Source organism: Planctomonas psychrotolerans (assembly GCF_008642235.1).
Taxonomy (GTDB): domain Bacteria; phylum Actinomycetota; class Actinomycetes; order Actinomycetales; family Microbacteriaceae; genus Planctomonas; species Planctomonas psychrotolerans.
Genome location: NZ_SJEV01000001.1, coordinates 2,204,912 through 2,220,938, shown reverse-complemented (window position 1 = coordinate 2,220,938; position 16,027 = coordinate 2,204,912). Strand labels below are relative to the sequence as shown.

13 protein-coding genes and 1 tRNA gene are annotated in these 16,027 nt (G+C 70.3%); 7 read left to right on the top strand and 7 right to left on the bottom strand.

All coding sequences use genetic code 11. From position 1 onward, the window contains the following. Positions 1-44 precede the first annotated feature (44 nt). Positions 45-1,262: a galactonate dehydratase gene (dgoD, locus tag EY822_RS10255; protein ID WP_150308173.1), complete on the bottom strand. Its 1,218-nt coding sequence runs from the start codon at positions 1,260-1,262 to the stop codon at positions 45-47. 407 nt (positions 1,263-1,669) lie between these two features. Between dgoD and EY822_RS10250 the strand changes: the two genes are divergently transcribed. Continuing rightward, complete coding sequence (locus EY822_RS10250; protein WP_150308172.1) at positions 1,670-2,623, top strand: NAD(P)-dependent oxidoreductase; 954 nt, start codon at positions 1,670-1,672, stop codon at positions 2,621-2,623. 558 nt (positions 2,624-3,181) lie between these two features. Beyond that, positions 3,182-4,486, top strand: coding sequence for an HNH endonuclease signature motif containing protein (locus tag EY822_RS10245; protein WP_227497194.1), 1,305 nt, complete (start codon positions 3,182-3,184; stop codon positions 4,484-4,486). Between the two features lie 865 nt (positions 4,487-5,351). On the opposite strand, the gene EY822_RS10240 is transcribed toward EY822_RS10245, so the two are convergent. Further along, the gene (locus EY822_RS10240) at positions 5,352-7,016 is read right to left on the bottom strand and encodes a CYTH and CHAD domain-containing protein (RefSeq protein WP_227497193.1); all 1,665 of its coding nucleotides are present in this window, start codon (positions 7,014-7,016) and stop codon (positions 5,352-5,354) included. 127 nt (positions 7,017-7,143) lie between these two features. On the opposite strand from EY822_RS10240, the gene EY822_RS10235 reads away from it, so the two are divergent. After that, on the top strand, positions 7,144-7,359 hold the full coding sequence (locus EY822_RS10235) for a hypothetical protein (protein WP_150308169.1): 216 nt from the start codon (positions 7,144-7,146) through the stop codon (positions 7,357-7,359). A 60-nt stretch (positions 7,360-7,419) separates the two neighbouring features. On the opposite strand, the gene EY822_RS10230 is transcribed toward EY822_RS10235, so the two are convergent. Beyond that, entirely contained in the window at positions 7,420-8,253 is an 834-nt protein-coding gene (locus EY822_RS10230) for an SDR family oxidoreductase (RefSeq protein ID WP_150308168.1), read from the bottom strand. A gap of 110 nt (positions 8,254-8,363) precedes the next feature. Between EY822_RS10230 and EY822_RS10225 the strand changes: the two genes are divergently transcribed. The 3 genes from EY822_RS10225 (at position 8,364) to EY822_RS10215 (ending at position 12,265) form a co-directional block, all read left to right on the top strand. After that, positions 8,364-10,235: an ABC transporter ATP-binding protein gene (locus tag EY822_RS10225; RefSeq protein WP_150308167.1), complete on the top strand. Its 1,872-nt coding sequence runs from the start codon at positions 8,364-8,366 to the stop codon at positions 10,233-10,235. Positions 10,236-10,301: 66 nt separating this feature from the next. Next, on the top strand, positions 10,302-11,756 hold the full coding sequence (gndA, locus tag EY822_RS10220; protein WP_150308166.1) for an NADP-dependent phosphogluconate dehydrogenase: 1,455 nt from the start codon (positions 10,302-10,304) through the stop codon (positions 11,754-11,756). A 143-nt stretch (positions 11,757-11,899) separates the two neighbouring features. Beyond that, positions 11,900-12,265, top strand: a complete 366-nt coding sequence (locus EY822_RS10215) for a hypothetical protein (protein ID WP_150308165.1) — start codon at positions 11,900-11,902, stop codon at positions 12,263-12,265. A 34-nt stretch (positions 12,266-12,299) separates the two neighbouring features. On the opposite strand, the gene EY822_RS10210 is transcribed toward EY822_RS10215, so the two are convergent. The 3 genes from EY822_RS10210 to EY822_RS10200 form a co-directional block, all read right to left on the bottom strand. Beyond that, positions 12,300-13,304: a ribose-phosphate diphosphokinase gene (locus EY822_RS10210; RefSeq protein WP_150308164.1), complete on the bottom strand. Its 1,005-nt coding sequence runs from the start codon at positions 13,302-13,304 to the stop codon at positions 12,300-12,302. Next, on the bottom strand, positions 13,291-14,730 hold the full coding sequence (gene glmU, locus EY822_RS10205) for a bifunctional UDP-N-acetylglucosamine diphosphorylase/glucosamine-1-phosphate N-acetyltransferase GlmU (RefSeq protein ID WP_150308163.1): 1,440 nt from the start codon (positions 14,728-14,730) through the stop codon (positions 13,291-13,293). The genes EY822_RS10210 and glmU overlap by 14 nt, the downstream gene beginning before the upstream one ends. Positions 14,731-14,768: 38 nt before the next feature. Beyond that, positions 14,769-14,840 (bottom strand) — tRNA-Gln (locus EY822_RS10200). A gap of 128 nt (positions 14,841-14,968) precedes the next feature. On the opposite strand from EY822_RS10200, the gene EY822_RS10195 reads away from it, so the two are divergent. After that, positions 14,969-15,418 (top strand): MarR family winged helix-turn-helix transcriptional regulator, encoded by a 450-nt coding sequence (locus EY822_RS10195; RefSeq protein ID WP_150308881.1) that lies wholly within the window; start codon positions 14,969-14,971, stop codon positions 15,416-15,418. 15 nt (positions 15,419-15,433) lie between these two features. On the opposite strand, the gene EY822_RS10190 is transcribed toward EY822_RS10195, so the two are convergent. Continuing rightward, a complete protein-coding gene (locus tag EY822_RS10190) occupies positions 15,434-15,961 on the bottom strand; it encodes a DUF427 domain-containing protein (protein ID WP_150308162.1) in 528 nt (175 codons plus the stop codon). Positions 15,962-16,027 lie beyond the last annotated feature (66 nt).

Genomic DNA, 16,027 nt, shown 5'->3' with positions numbered 1-16,027 from the left:
GCGGCCTTGTGCGAGCAGGACGCCGTGGCGCGGATCGGACGCGGTCACCACTCGGCGTACGCGCCGTTGTCGTGGCGCCAGGTCGGCGAGCGCCACGCGTGCCCGCGCGCGTCGGCGTCGCGCACGGCTCGCTCGTCGATCTCGAGGCCGAGACCCGGCGCGGTCAGCCGCTCGACGTTGCCGTCGACGAACTTGAGCGGTGTGCGGTCCAGCACGTAGTCGAGCACCTCGGCGCCCTGGTTGTAGTGGATGCCGATGCTCTGCTCCTGGATGAGGTAGTTCGGCGTGGCGAAGCCCACCTGCAGGCACGACGCGAGCGCGATGGGACCGAGCGGGCAGTGCGGAGCGAGTTGCACGTCGAAGATCTCGGCGAGGGACGCGATCTTCATCACCTCGGTGATGCCACCGGCGTGCGACAGGTCGGGTTGAGCGACGGCGATGCCCGCCTGCAGTACGGGCAGGAACTCCTGGCGGCTGTAGAGCCGCTCCCCTGTGGCGATCGGCGTGGAGGTGAGGCGGGTGAGCTCGCCGATGAGGTGCGAGTTCTCCGGCACCATGGGCTCCTCGAGGAAGAACGGCCGGAACGGCTCGAGCAGCGGCGCCACACGGCGGGCGTTCGCCATGGTGAAGCGCCCGTGGAAGTCGACGGCCACATCACGGTGCGGGCCGAGCACGGAGCGGGCGGCGGCCACCCGGTCGACCACCGCGTCGATCTCGGCGACGCTGCCGATCGGACTCATCCGGCCGCTCGCGTTCATCTTCACGGCGGTGAGGCCCACGGCGAGCTGGGCGGAGATGGCGTCGGCGACCTCCGCGGGGTCGTCGCCGCCCACCCAGCCGTACATCCGGATGCGGTCGCGCACGTGACCACCGAGCAGCTGGTGCACCGGCACGCCGAGGTGCTTTCCCGCGATGTCCCACAGCGCCTGGTCGAGCCCGGACACGGCGCTCGAGAGGATCGGACCACCACGGTAGAACGACCCCTTCGTCATCAGCTGCCAGAGGTCGGCGATGCGAAGCGGGTCCTGTCCCATCAGCAGCTCGGAGAGCTGCTCCACGGCGGTGCGCACCGTTTCGGCGCGGCCCTCCACCACGGGTTCGCCCCACCCCACCACGCCGGAGTCGGTCTCCACGCGCACGAACAGCCACCGGGGCGGCACGAGGAACGTCTCGACGCGGGTGATCCGGAGCCCGGATCCGCTCGCGAGCTCGGGGCCCGATTCGTCGGCCACCTCGGCCGGGTCGTCGATCTCGGTCGCCATACGTCTACCCCTTCGTTGCGGCGGTGGCGGCGGCGAGGCCGTCACCCAGTTCACGTGCGTCACCGTGCTCCTGCGCTCGCAGGTCGTCCGGCGTGGTTCGGCGACACCTCTGCGCGAGCAGGGCGGTCATCCTCGGCGTTTCGAGCGGCATCACGGCAGCCGCCAGGGATGCGCCTCCTCGATGCTGGCACAGAATGCCGGAACACCGGGGGCCGACCTCAGCGTTTCGCGTGCGTTCCGGCGCTCCGGATGCGTCCCGTCTGCGTCCCGATCCGTGGTCGTCCCGCCGATCCGGGCCCGTCCCGACGTCGACCGGTGCAACCGTGGAAGAGTTGACGGAGCTCGGCGCCGAGCACGGCGCCGACTCCCCAGCCGACTTCCCCCAGCGACGTCCCCCAGGAGGCACGATGAACGTCAAGGTAATGCTGCCCACCACGACCGAGCTCGACATCCCGCCGCAGGACGGCGTCAGATTCGTGCACTACGACCCGGCGGAGCCGATCGCCGCGGAGCACGAGGACGCCGAGGTGCTCGTCGTGTGGGGACAGGATGACCTCCGCGACGCCGCCTCACGCCTCACGAACGTGAAGTGGGTGCAGATGCTGTCGGCCGGCACCGACGCCGCCATGAAGGCGGGCTTCTCCCGCGACGTCGTCCTGACATCCGGAAGCTCGCTGCACGACCTCCCCGTGGCCGAGCACGCGCTCGCCCTCACCCTCGCCGCGGCCCGCCGATTGCACACGCTCGTGCGCGCGCAGATCGGCCATCGCTGGGCGAGCGAGATCGGCGGACCGCAGCGCGAGCCGAGCCCGGGCCTGTTCAGCACCCTGCGGGGTGCGCGCGTGCTCGTCTGGGGCTTCGGCAGCATCGCGACCAGCCTCGCGCCGCACCTCGAGGCGCTCGGCGCCACGGTCACCGGCGCCGCCACATCGGCTCGGGAGCAGGACGGCTACCGCGTCATCGCCACCGAGGACCTGAACGCCGAGCTGCCGAACACCGACGTGCTGGTGATGATCCTGCCCTCGGGCCCGAGCACCGAAAAGGCTCTCGATGCCGAGCGGCTCGCTCTCCTCCCCGACCACGCCTGGGTCGTGAACGTGGGACGCGGCAGCACCGTCGACGAGGATGCCCTGCTCGCGGAACTCCGCGCCGGCACTCTCGGCGGTGCCGCTCTCGACGTCACCTCCGTGGAGCCGCTCCCCGCGGAGTCGCCGCTGTGGGATCAGCCGAATCTCATCATCACGCCGCACGCCGCGGGCGGTCGTCCGCTCGGCGCGGTCGGTTTCATCCAGGAGCAGCTGGCCGCGTACCTCGACGGGCGGGAGCTGCGCAACGTCGTTCCCCTCCCCGACGCCGACTGAGCGCCCCGCCGTCCGCGTCGGGTGCTGCGCCCGCGGCCGCAGCGCCCGTCGCGGGGGCGCAAGCCCCCGGCGGTCCCTGACCCTGTCGAAGGAACGCACCCGCGCGGTCCCTAAGCTCGTCGAAGGGAGGCCACCACACGCTCCCCGCGCCCGTCAAAGGGGGTCCAACTCCACGCTCCCCGAGCCCTTCGCAGGAACTCGACCACTCGGTCCCTGAGCCTGTCGAAGGGACGCCACCCCACGCTCCCCGAGCCCGTCGCAGGAACCCGACCACTCGGTCCCTGAGCCTGTCGAAGGGACATAAGGCGCCGTCGACCACCCCCTCTTCTCCTCCACAAGCTCGACCGCGAAACGGCCACTGATCGGCTCGAACTTCCGGGCGAGAATGTCGTATGTGCGTGCGATAGTACGTGTATGAATCCCTCGCCCACGAAGGCCTCGGGCCGGCAGCAACCGTCCATTGAAGGTGATCCGGTCGCGCGGATTCGGACGCTTGCGGACGAGTGCGCGAACGCACTCCCGTGCACCACCGTCCCAAATCTTTCCGACGAGGACACGGTGGCGCTGGTGGCCGAGGTCGAGCGTCTCGGACGTCGCGTCGACGCGTTGCGCGTCGTCCTGGCGGGCGAAGTCGCGGACCGTTCCCGCCCGTCCCGCGGCGCGCGTGGGCTTGCCGTGTCCCGCGGCTGCCGCACTCCCGTGGATCTCATTGAGCGGCTGACCCAGGTGTCCGGCACCACCGCCCGCCGCCGGGTAGTCCTCGCCAATGACGTTCGTCGCGACCCGTTCCCGGGTGGCGACCGCACGCACGCCCGGTTCGATCTCGTCGCTGGCGCGGTCGAGGACGGCCGGATCGGCATCGACGCCGCCACGGTCATCACCAAGGGCCTCACACCGCTCCTCGCCCACGGCTCTCTCGACGAGCTGAGGAAAGCGGAGACCGAATTGGTCGCCGCGGCCACCGGCACCGGCCCCGACAGCACGGTGCCCGCGTCGGCGGACTCGGTGCGGGTCATGGTGTGCGTGTGGCAGGCGAAGCTCGACCCCGACGGCCTCGACCCGGCAGAAGACCGGTCGATGGCGGTCCGGGACTTCCGGTTCGGTCCGGAACGCAACGGCTTACTGCACGGCTCGTTCCGGCTCATGGCGGAAGCCGGAGGACGGGTGAAGACTCTGTTCGACGCATACCTCACCCCCACCACCGCACCCGCATTCATGTCTGACGAGGAGCGGGCGGCCGCGGAAGCGGAAGGCGGCAAAGACTTACGGACGCCGGCTCAGCAGCGGCATGACATCTTCGTCGCGATCATCGACGCCATGGCACGCAGCGGCCAGGCACCCGAGATCGGCGGTGCCGCACCCACCGTGCTCGTATCAGTCCGGGCGGAGGACCTCGAGTCCGGGCACGGTGCCGGCTGGTCCGACCGCGTCGACGCACCGATCTCGATGCGCACGGTACGGCAAATGGTCTGCACCGGCGGCATCCAAAAGATCGTCCTCACGAGTGAGGGACGCATCGTGCGCCTGGGTTCACCGGAGCGCTGTTTCACCCCGCAACAACGACGCGCGATCTCCCTCCGCGACGGCGGGTGCGTCATCCCCGGCTGCACCATCCCCGCCGGCTGGTGCGAGATCCACCACGTCACCCCCGACCGGGACGGCGGACCGACCCACACGGACAATGGTGTGCTGTTGTGCTGGTTCCATCACCGGACCATCGACATCTCCGAGTGGCAGATTCGCATGCGACACGGCGTCCCCGAAGTGAAACCACCGCCGTGGATCGAATACTTCGGCACGTGGCGACCCGCGACCAAATCCCGCACCCGACTCCTCGACCACCTCGACACCCCACCCGACTAGTCCCGCGCCTTCCCGTGATCCACGGTCGCTGAGCCTGTCGAAGCGACAAGACCGTGAGTTCGGCGTCCCTTCGACAAGCTCAGGGACCGTGTGCGTTGCGTCCGCTCCGAGAAGGTTGGTGGACGTCGCGATCGCGGGTCACGGTCGCTGAGCCTGTCAGAGCGACAGGGTGCAATGCGGCCAGCGTCCCTTCGACAAGCTCAGGGACCGTGGGAGGTCGCGTCCGCTCTCAACAAGCGCAGTGAACGTCGCGATCTCAAGTCACGGTCGCTGAGCCTGTCGAACCGACGGGACCGTGCGGTTTGCGTCCCTTCGACAAGCTCAGGGACCGTGTGCGTTGCGTCCCTTCGGAGAACGCAGCGAGCGTTCCTATCGTGAGTCACGGTCGCTGAGCCTGTCGAAGCGACCGGACCGTGCGGTTTGCGTCCGCTCCGAGAAGGTCGGTGGACGTCGCGATCTCGACTTGCGGTCGCTGAGCCCGTCGAAGCGACGGGATCGTGCGGTTTGCGTCCCTTCGACAAGCTCAGGGACCGTGAGAGCACGTATCGCTGCGAGTCCTCGGTCCACCCCGAGAACCGGGCGCCACCCGAGGAGTTGAGGGCGGAGGTGGCGTGGTGGGGCTCGGGGGTCGGGGGTCGGTGGGCATCTATGGGCGGAGCCCCAGCACGCCACCTCCGCACCCCACACGACCGCAACCAGTCGCGTCCCTTCGACAGGCTCAGGGACCGTGTTGGGGCAGGGACCGTGCGGGTGGCGTCCCTTCGACAGGCTCAGGGACCGTGGGACGGCGTCCCTTCGAGAGGCTCAGGGACCGTGGGGCTCAGGGACCGTGCAGCGTCAGGGAGCGTGAGAACGCGGCTGGCGGTCAGCGGCGCTTGCGCCAGCGGGTCGCGCGCTTGCGGAGAGCGCGGAACGCCGCATCCGCACCCGCCAGCGCGTCGGCCGCCTCGCGACGGGAACGCTCGTGGAGCACGCCGAGAATAAAGGTGCTCTCCCCCTCGGTGTGTGCGCGTTTGGACTCCGACATCAGGTGCTCGGCGAACAGCATGCCGTCGCGATGGTCGCCGAGCGCCCCCTGCACCCGCTTCGCCGCCTTCGCGAGGCCCTTCGCACCGGACCCGAGCGGACCGCTCCCCTGCCCGTTCCCCGTGCCCGCGCCCGCGCCGCCGGGAGCATCGACGCTCATCGCCTCGATCGTGTACCGCAATCGCCGCGCGGCCTTGCGCGCGTCATGCAGCAGGTGCTCCTGCTCCACTGCGACGGACCCATCGTCGACGGCGACCGCGCGCCGCACGGCACGAATCCGCTTGCGTGTGCGCTTCACCTCGCCGGCGATGATGCGCGAGAACTCCTTCTCGGCGGGGCGATCGGCCCGCGGCCCGAGGGGCGGAGCATCGACGAACGCGTCGAGGTCGTCGAGCAGGCGATAGTACGGGGCGCTCGACAGGAAGCGGAGCGCGGTCGTGACGGCACGACGGTAGTCCGCTTGCGTCTCCTCCACCAGGCGACTATGGGCGTCGTTCTCGCCGGATGTTCCGGGCACCAATCCTCCCGGCACGGCATCGAGCGCCGCCTCGGCGCGTGCCGCACGCACCTCGAGGTCCCGCGCCGTGCCGAGCACGGACCCGAGGCGCCGCAGCCTGTCGCGCAGGTCATCCGAGACCTCGCGGTCGAAGACGCCGCCGAATGCCGCGAGCGCGCTTCGAAGCCGTCGCACACCCGTACGCATGTCGTGCACGCTCTCGGAGTCCCTGCGCCGCACCGCCGGATCCGCGTGCTTCAGCGCTCGGAGGAGCGCACGCAGAGCCGCGACGGCCACCGGCGCGGCCAGGTGCTCGGCGTCGAATCGCGCCGGTACCGCGTCGAGACCCGCACCAGTCGTCGGTGCGCTCAGATCGTCCCGCCCCAGCGCGTGCGCGAGCTTCGACCGGCTGGCTGACGGCCGCGCCCCCGCCTCGAGGAGCCGCTCCTCGATCGCATCGAGGATGCGCGCCCCATCAGCCGCGCTCACCGCGCTTCCGACGTCCAGCAACTCGGCCTCCCACTCCCGCCACTGCCGCACGGTTCCGTCCCGTACCTCGGTCGCCGACACGACGTCATCCGCGAGCTCCGCGATCGCACGGTCGTCCTCATCGAGGAGGTGAATGATCGTGCGCGTCGTCGAGATGCGGGCAACCGGCACGAGCGGTCGATCCCGCACGTGCACGCGGACATGATCGAGGAGAGCCCTCGGCACTCGCGGATCGGATGTGGACGACGCCCGCCCGAGCGGCGCGTGCACCTCGGTGCGCCCCGCGTCGCCCGGCAGCTTCGCGTGCCAGCCCGCATCCTTGCCCCCCGTGCGCCGCCGGAGGGTGATCCGATTCGCGGCCAGATCACCCGCCTCGGTGTCGTAATACACGGCCTCGAGGGTCACCGTGCCCTGCGCCTCAGCACGGGAAATCCCGGATACTCCCGCGAAGTCCGGGACCACGACGTCCTGATCGGCGTCGTACTTGCGCTCGATCTCGATCTGGGTGCTGGCAGCCATGCTTCCGATTCTGGCCTCGTCGCAGCGGTGACGCGGCCACGCGCGTCGTGCGGATGCGACGACCGTGTTCGACGGCTGCGGGACGGGTCCGGTTACCTCGGACTCATGCGGCGCGTAGGGTCGCAGCATGAGTGACAGCAGCGACACGACCTACACCGCCCGCCTCATCGGATCCGACGGGAGCGAAGAGACCGTCGAACTCGATCTGATCGCCGGCGAGCCGCAGAAGAGCTTCATCCGCCCCGCGGGCGAAGACAGCGAGGAGATGGTCTGGCAGCACGACCCGGACGCCGAGGGTCACGTGTACCGCCAGGGCGGCATCCCGAGCGCCGACTACTCGTAGCGCTGACTACGCGTGGCGCCGACCACTCGGAGCGCTGAGGACTCCTAGCAGCGCCTGCGCTTACGCGGGTGCCGCGAGCACGTCCTCGAGTCGACGCGGCGCGCTGCCGGTGAGGTGCTGCACGTCGCCGGTCACCTCCGCCAACTCCCCCTCGGCGATGGCCGTGTAGGTGCTGACCCAGGCATCCACCTGGTAGTCCGGTGCCCCGAATCGGCGGCGCGACTCGTACGCCTCCTCCACCGTCTCGTTGTGGAAGCGGACGGAGCGCCCGGTGGCGGCAGACGTCCGCTCGGCGACCTCGTCGAAGGTCAGCGCCTCGCCGCCCGTGAGCGTATACGCGCGGCCCGCGTGCGCTTCGGGATCGGACAGCACCGCGACGGCGGCATCCGCCACGTCGGCCCGAGCGACGGCGGCGACCCGCCCGTCGCCCGCGGGCCCGCGGATGACGCCCTCCTCGTCGGCGAAGAGCGGGAGCACGTCGAGGTAGAAGTTGTCGCGGAGGAAGGTGAACGCCATCCCGCTCTCGCGGATGGCCGCCTCGGTGTCGGCGTGATCCCGCGCGAGGGTGAACGCCGAGTCCGACCCCGCACCGGCGAATGACGTGTACACGATGTAGGGCACGCCGGCCTCCGCAGCGGCCGACACGAGCGTGCGGTGCTCCTCGCGCCGCGTGGCGGACTCGCTGCCCGACACCATGAACAGGGCATCCACTCCCTCGAGCGCCTCTGCCGTCGCGCTGCCGTAGACGAGCTCGACCACCTCCGCGTCAGGCAACGCGGGGGCGGAGTCCGGTCGGCGCACGAGCAGCCGCATGCGCGCCCCGCGCTCGGCCAGGGATCGGGCGACCATGCCGCCCACGGAACCGGTCGAACCGGTGATCGCGAAAAGTGTCATGCGGCATACAAGGAGCCGACCCCGCCGTTTCTTCCCGGTGGTGCGTCGGCGTCTTGCCGATCCGGACGCATGGCTCTCAGTGCTCCGATTTCGCACGTAGCGTTACCGTCATGGATATCGAGAGCTCCGCCCGTTCGGCGATGTGGAACGCGAGTCGCGCCGACTCCGACCGACGGCCGTTCAGCCGGGCGACGCTCAGCAGGATCGCCGCGTTCGCGCGACCGCATCGCGCCACGCTGACCTGGTTCCTGGTGCTCAGCGTGGCGACCGCCGTGCTCGCCGTCGCGTCGCCGGTGCTCGCGGGGCGGGTGGTAGACGCGATCATCGCGGAGGCGGAGCCCGCCGTCGTGATCGGGCTGGCCGCTCTCATCGCGCTCATCGCGGTGGGCGAGGCGGCGTTCGGCCTGACGCAGCGCTGGCTGTCGTCCCGCATCGGCGAGGGCCTCATCCTCGACCTGCGCACCGCGGTCTACGACCACGTGCAGAAGATGCCGATCGCCTTCTTCACCCGCACGCGCACCGGCGCCCTGGTGAGCCGGCTGAACAACGACGTGATCGGGGCGCAACGCGCCTTCAGCAACACGCTGTCCTCGGTGGTCGGCAATCTCGTCACCCTCCTCCTCACCCTCGTGGTGATGCTCGGCATCTCCTGGCAGGTGACCCTCGTCACGCTGCTGATCATGCCGGTGTTCGTGCTGCCGGCTCGCCTCATGGGCGCACGCCTCGCCCGCCTCTCGCGCGAGGCCGCCGACCACAACGCCACCATGGGCACGCAGATGACCGAGCGGTTCTCCGCGCCCGGCGCCACCCTGATCAAGCTCTTCGGACGCCCCGAGCAGGAGTCGGCCGAGTTCGGCGCGCGGGCATCCCGCGTCCGCGACATCGGGGTGCGGATCGCGCTCGTGCAGCAGGTCTTCATCACCGCGCTCACCCTCGTGTCGGCCCTCGCCCTCGCCGTGGTCTACGGCATGGGCGGCGTCATCGCTGCCGACGGTGGCCTCGACGCCGGTGCCGTGGTCGCCCTCGCCCTGCTGCTCACCCGCCTGTACGCGCCGCTCACCGCCCTGGCCAGTGCCCGGGTCGAGGTCATGAGCGCGCTCGTGAGCTTCGAGCGGGTCTTCGAGGTGCTCGATCTCGAACCGCTCGTCGCCGAGAAGCCGGTGACCGTTCCGCTGCCGCCGGGCGGCGTGTCCGTGGAGTTCGACTCCGTGCGGTTCGCCTACCCGTCGGCCGACAAGGTGTCGCTCGCGTCGCTCGAGGAGGTCGCCATCCTCGACACCCGCGGTGGCGTCGAGGTGCTGCACGACGTGTCGTTCCGGGTGGCCCCCGGTCAAATGGTCGCCCTGGTCGGGTCGTCCGGGGCGGGCAAGTCGACGATCGCCCAACTGGTGCCGAGACTGTACGACGTGGACGAGGGCGTCGTCCGGCTCAGCTCGATCGACGTGCGCGACCTCAGCGCCGAAGCCATCCGCCGCGCGGTGGGGCTGGTGACGCAGGACGGACACCTCTTCCACGAGTCGATCCGGGCGAACCTGCTGCTCGCCGCTCCGGATGCGGGCGAGGACGACATCTGGGACGCACTCCGCCGCGCCCGGCTCACCGACCTCGTGCGGGAGCTCCCAGACGGACTGGACACCGTGGTCGGCGAGCGCGGCTACCGACTGTCAGGCGGCGAGCGCCAGCGCCTCACCATCGCGCGGGTGCTGCTCGCGCGCCCGCAGGTGGTCATCCTCGACGAGGCCACCGCGCACCTCGACTCCACCTCGGAGGCGGCGGTGCAGGCCGCCCTCGCCGAGGCCCTCGTCGGCCGCACCTCGCTCGTGATCGCCCACCGGCTGTCGACCGTGCGCCAGGCCGACCTGATCCTCGTGATCGAGGACGGCCGCATCGTGGAGCGCGGCACCCACGACGAACTCCTCGACGCGGGCGGACGCTACGCGGAGCTGTACACCACCCAGTTCGCGCGCACAGCCGCCTCGTAACCGATCGCCCCGAATCGGGCCGAATCGATACTCTGGACGGGGACCCACGACTTTGGAGGCACACTTATGGCGGAAAACACCCAGGCGAGCGCGAACATCGGCGTAGTCGGACTGGCGGTGATGGGCTCGAACCTCGCCCGCAACCTCGCGAGCCGCGAGGGCAACCGCGTCGCGGTCTACAACCGGTCGGTCGAGAAGACGCACAACCTCCTCGAGGAGCACCCCGAGGCCGGCTTCGTCGCATCCGAGTCGATCGACGACTTCGTCGCATCGCTGCAGAAGCCCCGCACCGCGATCATCATGGTCAAGGCCGGTGCCGGCACCGATGCCGTGATCAACCAGCTCGCCGACCGGTTCGAAGAGGGCGACATCATCGTCGACGGCGGCAACGCCCTGTTCACCGACACCATCCGTCGCGAGAAGGAACTGCGCGAGCGCAACCTCAACTTCGTCGGCGCGGGCATCTCCGGTGGCGAGGAGGGCGCTCTCAACGGACCGAGCATCATGCCCGGCGGATCCGCCCAGGCCTACGAGACCCTCGGCCCGATCCTCTCCTCCATCGCCGCGGTCGCCGAGGGCGAGCCGTGCGTCACCCACGTCGGCACCGACGGCGCCGGTCACTTCGTGAAGATGATCCACAACGGCATCGAGTACGCCGACATGCAGCTGATCGCCGAGGCCTACGACCTGCTTCGCCGGGTGGGCGGACACGAGCCCGCCGCGATCGCGGAGGTGTTCGAGGCGTGGAACGGTGGCGACCTCGAGTCGTACCTCATCGAGATCACCGCCGAGGTGCTGCGCCAGAACGACGCCAAGACCGGCAAGCCGCTGGTCGACGTGATCCTCGACGCCGCCGGCTCGAAGGGCACCGGAGTGTGGACCGTGCAGAGCGCCCTCGGCCTTGGCGTGCCGGTCGGCGGCATCGCGGAAGCGGTCTTCGCCCGCGCCGTGTCGAGCAAGGCCGACCAGCGCAAGGCCGTGCGCGCCACCATCGAGAGCCGCCCCGAGGTCGTCTCTCCGCCCGAGGGCTTCGAGGACGACGTGCGCGCCGCCCTCTACGCCTCGAAGGTCGTGGCCTACGCGCAGGGCTTCGACGCCATCATCGCCGGTGCCCTGGAGTACGGCTGGGACATCGACAAGGGCGCCATCGCCAAGATCTGGCGCGGGGGCTGCATCATCCGTGCGCAGTTCCTCAACCGCATCGTCGAGGCGTACGAGAACAACGCGAACATCACGTCGCTGCTCGAGGATCCCTACTTCGCCAAGGCCGTGGCCGACGGTGAGGCGGCGTGGCGCCGGGTGGTCATCACCGCGACCTCGTCCGGTATCCCGGTTCCCGGCTTCGCCGCGGCGCTCAGCTACTACGACTCGCTCGCGTCGGAGCGACTGCCCGCGGCCCTCATCCAGGGTCAGCGCGACTTCTTCGGCGCCCACACCTACCAGCGGGTCGACGGGCACGGCACGTTCCACACCCTGTGGAGCGGTGACCGCAGCGAGATCGAGGCTGTGGACACCCACTAGCCCCTCGGCGCTTCCGCACCAGGCGTTCCCCTCGTCGCCCGAGTTCCGCCCCGTCTCCCCTCACCCGGGAGACGGGCTCCGGAGCTCGGGCGACGGGCGCGTTCGGGGCGGGAGGACCCGGTGCGTGCGAGACTGGATGCCGCATGAACGAATTCGACGAACCCGAGCTGCAGGGCTCCGAGCCGCGCGAGGAGCGGCCGCTGCTCCGCCAGCGGGTGCTGCCCGCCATGCGCATCCTGGTGGTGCTCGGCATCGTGGGACTCGTGCTGCCGGGCATCCTCACCACCGTGGGTGTCGGGGCCCGCACCGCCGACGCCGCCTGCGCCGACTGGGTCCGGTTCGAGCACCCGGACGCCGACCGCTACGACGCCCGCTTCGAACTGCTCGGTCCCGGAGGCGTGGGCTGGGAGTGCTATTCGGTGAGCAACTTCGGCGGCGACCGCCACATCGCGTCGCTGGGTCTCATCCCCTCGGCCCGGGTCGTGCGCGAGGTCGTCCGCAACACCTAGCCGACTCTGCAACACCTAGCCGACGAGGACCGTCCTAGGCGGCGCCGTCGAACATCGAGGTGACCGAGCCGTCGTCGAAGACCTCGTGGATCGCGCGGGCGAGCAGGGGCGCGATCGGCAGGATGGTCAGGTTCTCGAAACGCTTCTCGGGCGGCAGCGGCAGGGTGTCCGTCACGACCACGGAATCGATGTGGGCGGAACTCAGCAGCTCGACGGCCGGGTCGGAGAACACCGCGTGAGTTGCGGCGACGATCACCTTGGTGGCGCCGTTCTTCTTGAGCGCCTCGGCGGCCGACACGATGGTGCGGCCGGTGTCGATCAGGTCGTCGACGATGAGGCAGACCCGGCCCTCGACCTCACCGACGATCTCGTGCACGGTCACCTGGTTGTGCACGAGCGGGTCGCGGCGCTTGTGGATGATGGCGAGCGGCGCGCCGAGCTTGTCGCTCCAGATGTCGGCGACGCGCACCCGGCCCATGTCCGGTGAGACCACCGTGAGCGTCGTGGGGTCGAGCACCTTGCGCATGTGGTCCATGAGCACCGGCATCGCGAAGAGGTGGTCGACGGGTCCGTCGAAGAACCCCTGGATCTGGGCAGCGTGCAGATCCACCGACATGATGCGGTCGGCGCCCGCGGCCTTGAACAGGTCGGCGACGAGACGGGCGGAGATCGGCTCGCGTCCGCGGCCCTTCTTGTCCTGGCGGGCGTAGGGGTAGAACGGGGCGACGACGGTGATGCGCTTGGCCGACGCCCGCTTCAGCGCATCCACCATGATGAGCTGCTCCATGAGCCACTCGTTGATGGGAGCGGTGTGCGACTGGATGACGAACGCGTCGCATCCGCGCACGCTCTCGTCGTAGCGGATGTACAGCTCACCGTTGGCGAAGGTTCGGGCGTCGGTGTGCACGAGAGCCGTATCCAGCTCGTCGGCGATGGCCGAGGCGAGCTCGGGGTGGGCCCGTCCGGTGACGAGCACCAATCGCTTCTCACCGGTGATCTTGATGCTGCCCGCCACGGGACTCCGTTCAGTCGTTGCCATCGGCATCCGCGGCACGTGCCGCGTCGGCCGCGGCTGTTCCGGGGCGATGAGTTTCGACCCAGCCGGCGATGTTGCGTTGCGGAGCCACGTTCACGGCGAGGGAACCCGCGGGCACACTCTTGCGCACCACTGTTCCGGCCCCCGTATAGGCTCCGTCCCCAATACTAATTGGCGCGACGAACACGTTGTGCGAGCCGGTGCGCACGTGCGACCCGATGCGGCTCTCGTGCTTGTTCACGCCGTCGTAGTTGGCGAAGATCGTGCCGGCGCCGATGTTGGAGCCCTCCCCCACCACCGCGTCGCCCACGTAGCTGAGGTGCGGCACCTTCGACCCGTCGCCGATGCGGGCGTTCTTCGTCTCCACGAACGCGCCCAGCTTGCCGTCGGCGCCGAGGTAGGTGCCCGGGCGGAGGTACGAGAACGGGCCCACCGTCGCGCCGGCGCCGATCACGGCGAGCGTGGCGTCCGTGCGCTTGACCACCGCGTTCTCGCCGATCTCGCAGTCGACGAGCGTGGTGTCCGGGCCGACGGTGGCCCCGGATGCCACGGTGGTCGCGCCGCGGAGCTGGGTCCCGGGGAGGATCGTGACGTCGGGTTCGAGCGTGGCCTTCAGGTCGATCCAGGTCGATGCCGGGTCCTCGATCGTCACGCCGGCGAGCTGCCAGCCGCGCACGATCCGCGCGTTCAGCTCCCGGGAGATGTCGCCGAGCTGCACGCGGTCGTTGATGCCTTGAACGAGCCACCGGTCGGCGATGGGCACGGCCTGGATGCTTCCCCCGAGGGTGCGGATGCCCGCCGCGGCGTCGGTGAGGTACTTCTCGTTCTGCGCGTTGTCGGTGCCGATCGCGCCGAGCGCCTCCCGAAGCATGCGGGCGGCGAACACGTACACGCCCGCATTCACCTCGGAGATGGCGAGCTCGTCGTCGCTGGCATCCTTCTGCTCCACGATCGACGCGAACGCGCCTTCGGCGTCGCGCACGATGCGGCCGCCCCCGGTCGGATCATCGAACAGCGCCGACAGCAGGGTGAGCGAGTTCCCGGAGAGCGAGTGCGCGTCGACGAGCGCGCGCAGGGTGGCCGCGTCGAGCAGCGGCACGTCGGCGCTCAGCACCACCACGGAGCCGTCGAAGTCGCCGAGCGCCTCGAGGGCGAGCTCGACCGCGCGACCGGTGCCCGGCACGTCGTCCTGGTCGACGATGGAAACCCGGGGCGACTGGGCGGTGACCGCCTCGACGACCGCGTCGCGCTCGTGTCGCACGACGGCGAGCACGTGATCGGCGCCGAGCTCCTCCGCGGTCGCCAGCACGTGCCCGATGAGCGGGACGCCGGCCAGCGGGTGCAGCACCTTCGGCGTGCGCGACCGCATCCGGGTGCCCTGCCCTGCGGCGAGGATGACGACGGCGAGCGGGGTGGATGGGGATGTCACGTGCTTCTCCAGGATGTCGGTGCGGCGGACGGCGATAGCTCCGCCTCCAGGACTCGAACCTGGACCTAACAGCTCCAAAGGCTGTCGTGCTGCCATTACACCAAGGCGGAACGCGGCGGCTCCGCGCGCGGTGTCCAGTCTGCCAGACCGACCGGCGACGGCGACTCGCGAGCCGCGCCCCGGCGATAATGGGGGCGTGCCCAACTCCGACGAGGTCGACCGCATCGTGACCGCGTGGATGCGCGAGCGCCCCGACCTCGACTTCGCGCCGCTGCAGGTGCTCTCCCGCGTGGACCGGTTGTCCCGGCACCTCGACCGGGCCCGCCGCACGGCGTTCGCCGGGTCCGACCTCGAACCGCCGGACTTCGATGTGCTGGCGGCGCTTCGACGTGCGGGGGCGCCGTATCAGCTGAGTCCGAAGGCGCTGCTGCAGCAGACGCTGGTCTCCTCGGGCACCATGACGAACCGCATCGACCGCCTCGTGACGCGCGGGTTGGTCGAGCGGCGCACCGACCCGAACGACGGTCGGGGCATCCTCGTCGTGATGACCGACGTGGGCCGCACGCGGGTGGACGGGGCCATCGCCACACTCGTGGCCGAGGAACGCCGACTGCTCGATACCCTCTCGCGCGCCGACCGCGACCGCCTCGCCGCTCTGCTCCGCAAGCTCAGCCTCGACTTCGACTGAGGGCGCGGGTCGTGCTCACCACCCGGCGGTGCCCGGTGCGCCCTTGAACGGGCCGACGATCGCCGCGGTGATCCAGCCGCCGTAGAAGTCGCCCTCCTGCGAGGTGACGCGCTCTCCGTCGACCTCGCACGCATCCATCTGCCCCGGGTACAGCGCGACGCGGGTGCCGAGCGCCTCGAAACCCCGCGTGGGTCTCGGGTAGGTCCACCCGGCCCGTGGGACGACGACCCCGTTGCTGACGATGTCGAAGTAGTGCGCCTGCCCCTTGAACTCGCAGAAGCTCGTGCCCTCGACCGGCACCAGTGCACCGGGAACGAAGGAGTCTACGGGCAGGTAGTAGACGGGCGGATGGCTCGTCTCCAGCACGCGCACCGCTTCGGTGGTGTCGGCGATCGCCCGCCCGCCGAGCCGCACGACCACCCGTTCCGATCGCGGCTCGACCCGCGGGGGCCGCGGGTAGTCCCACACGGACTCCTGACCGGGTAGGGGCGGAATGGGCTGGGGACGACGGAGCGAGCGGAAGGAACCGGGAGGGGGAGTCATACCCCCACCCTGCTGCCCTCCACTGGGACAACGCCGCGAACGGTGGTGCGCAGGGTCGCCGGTGCG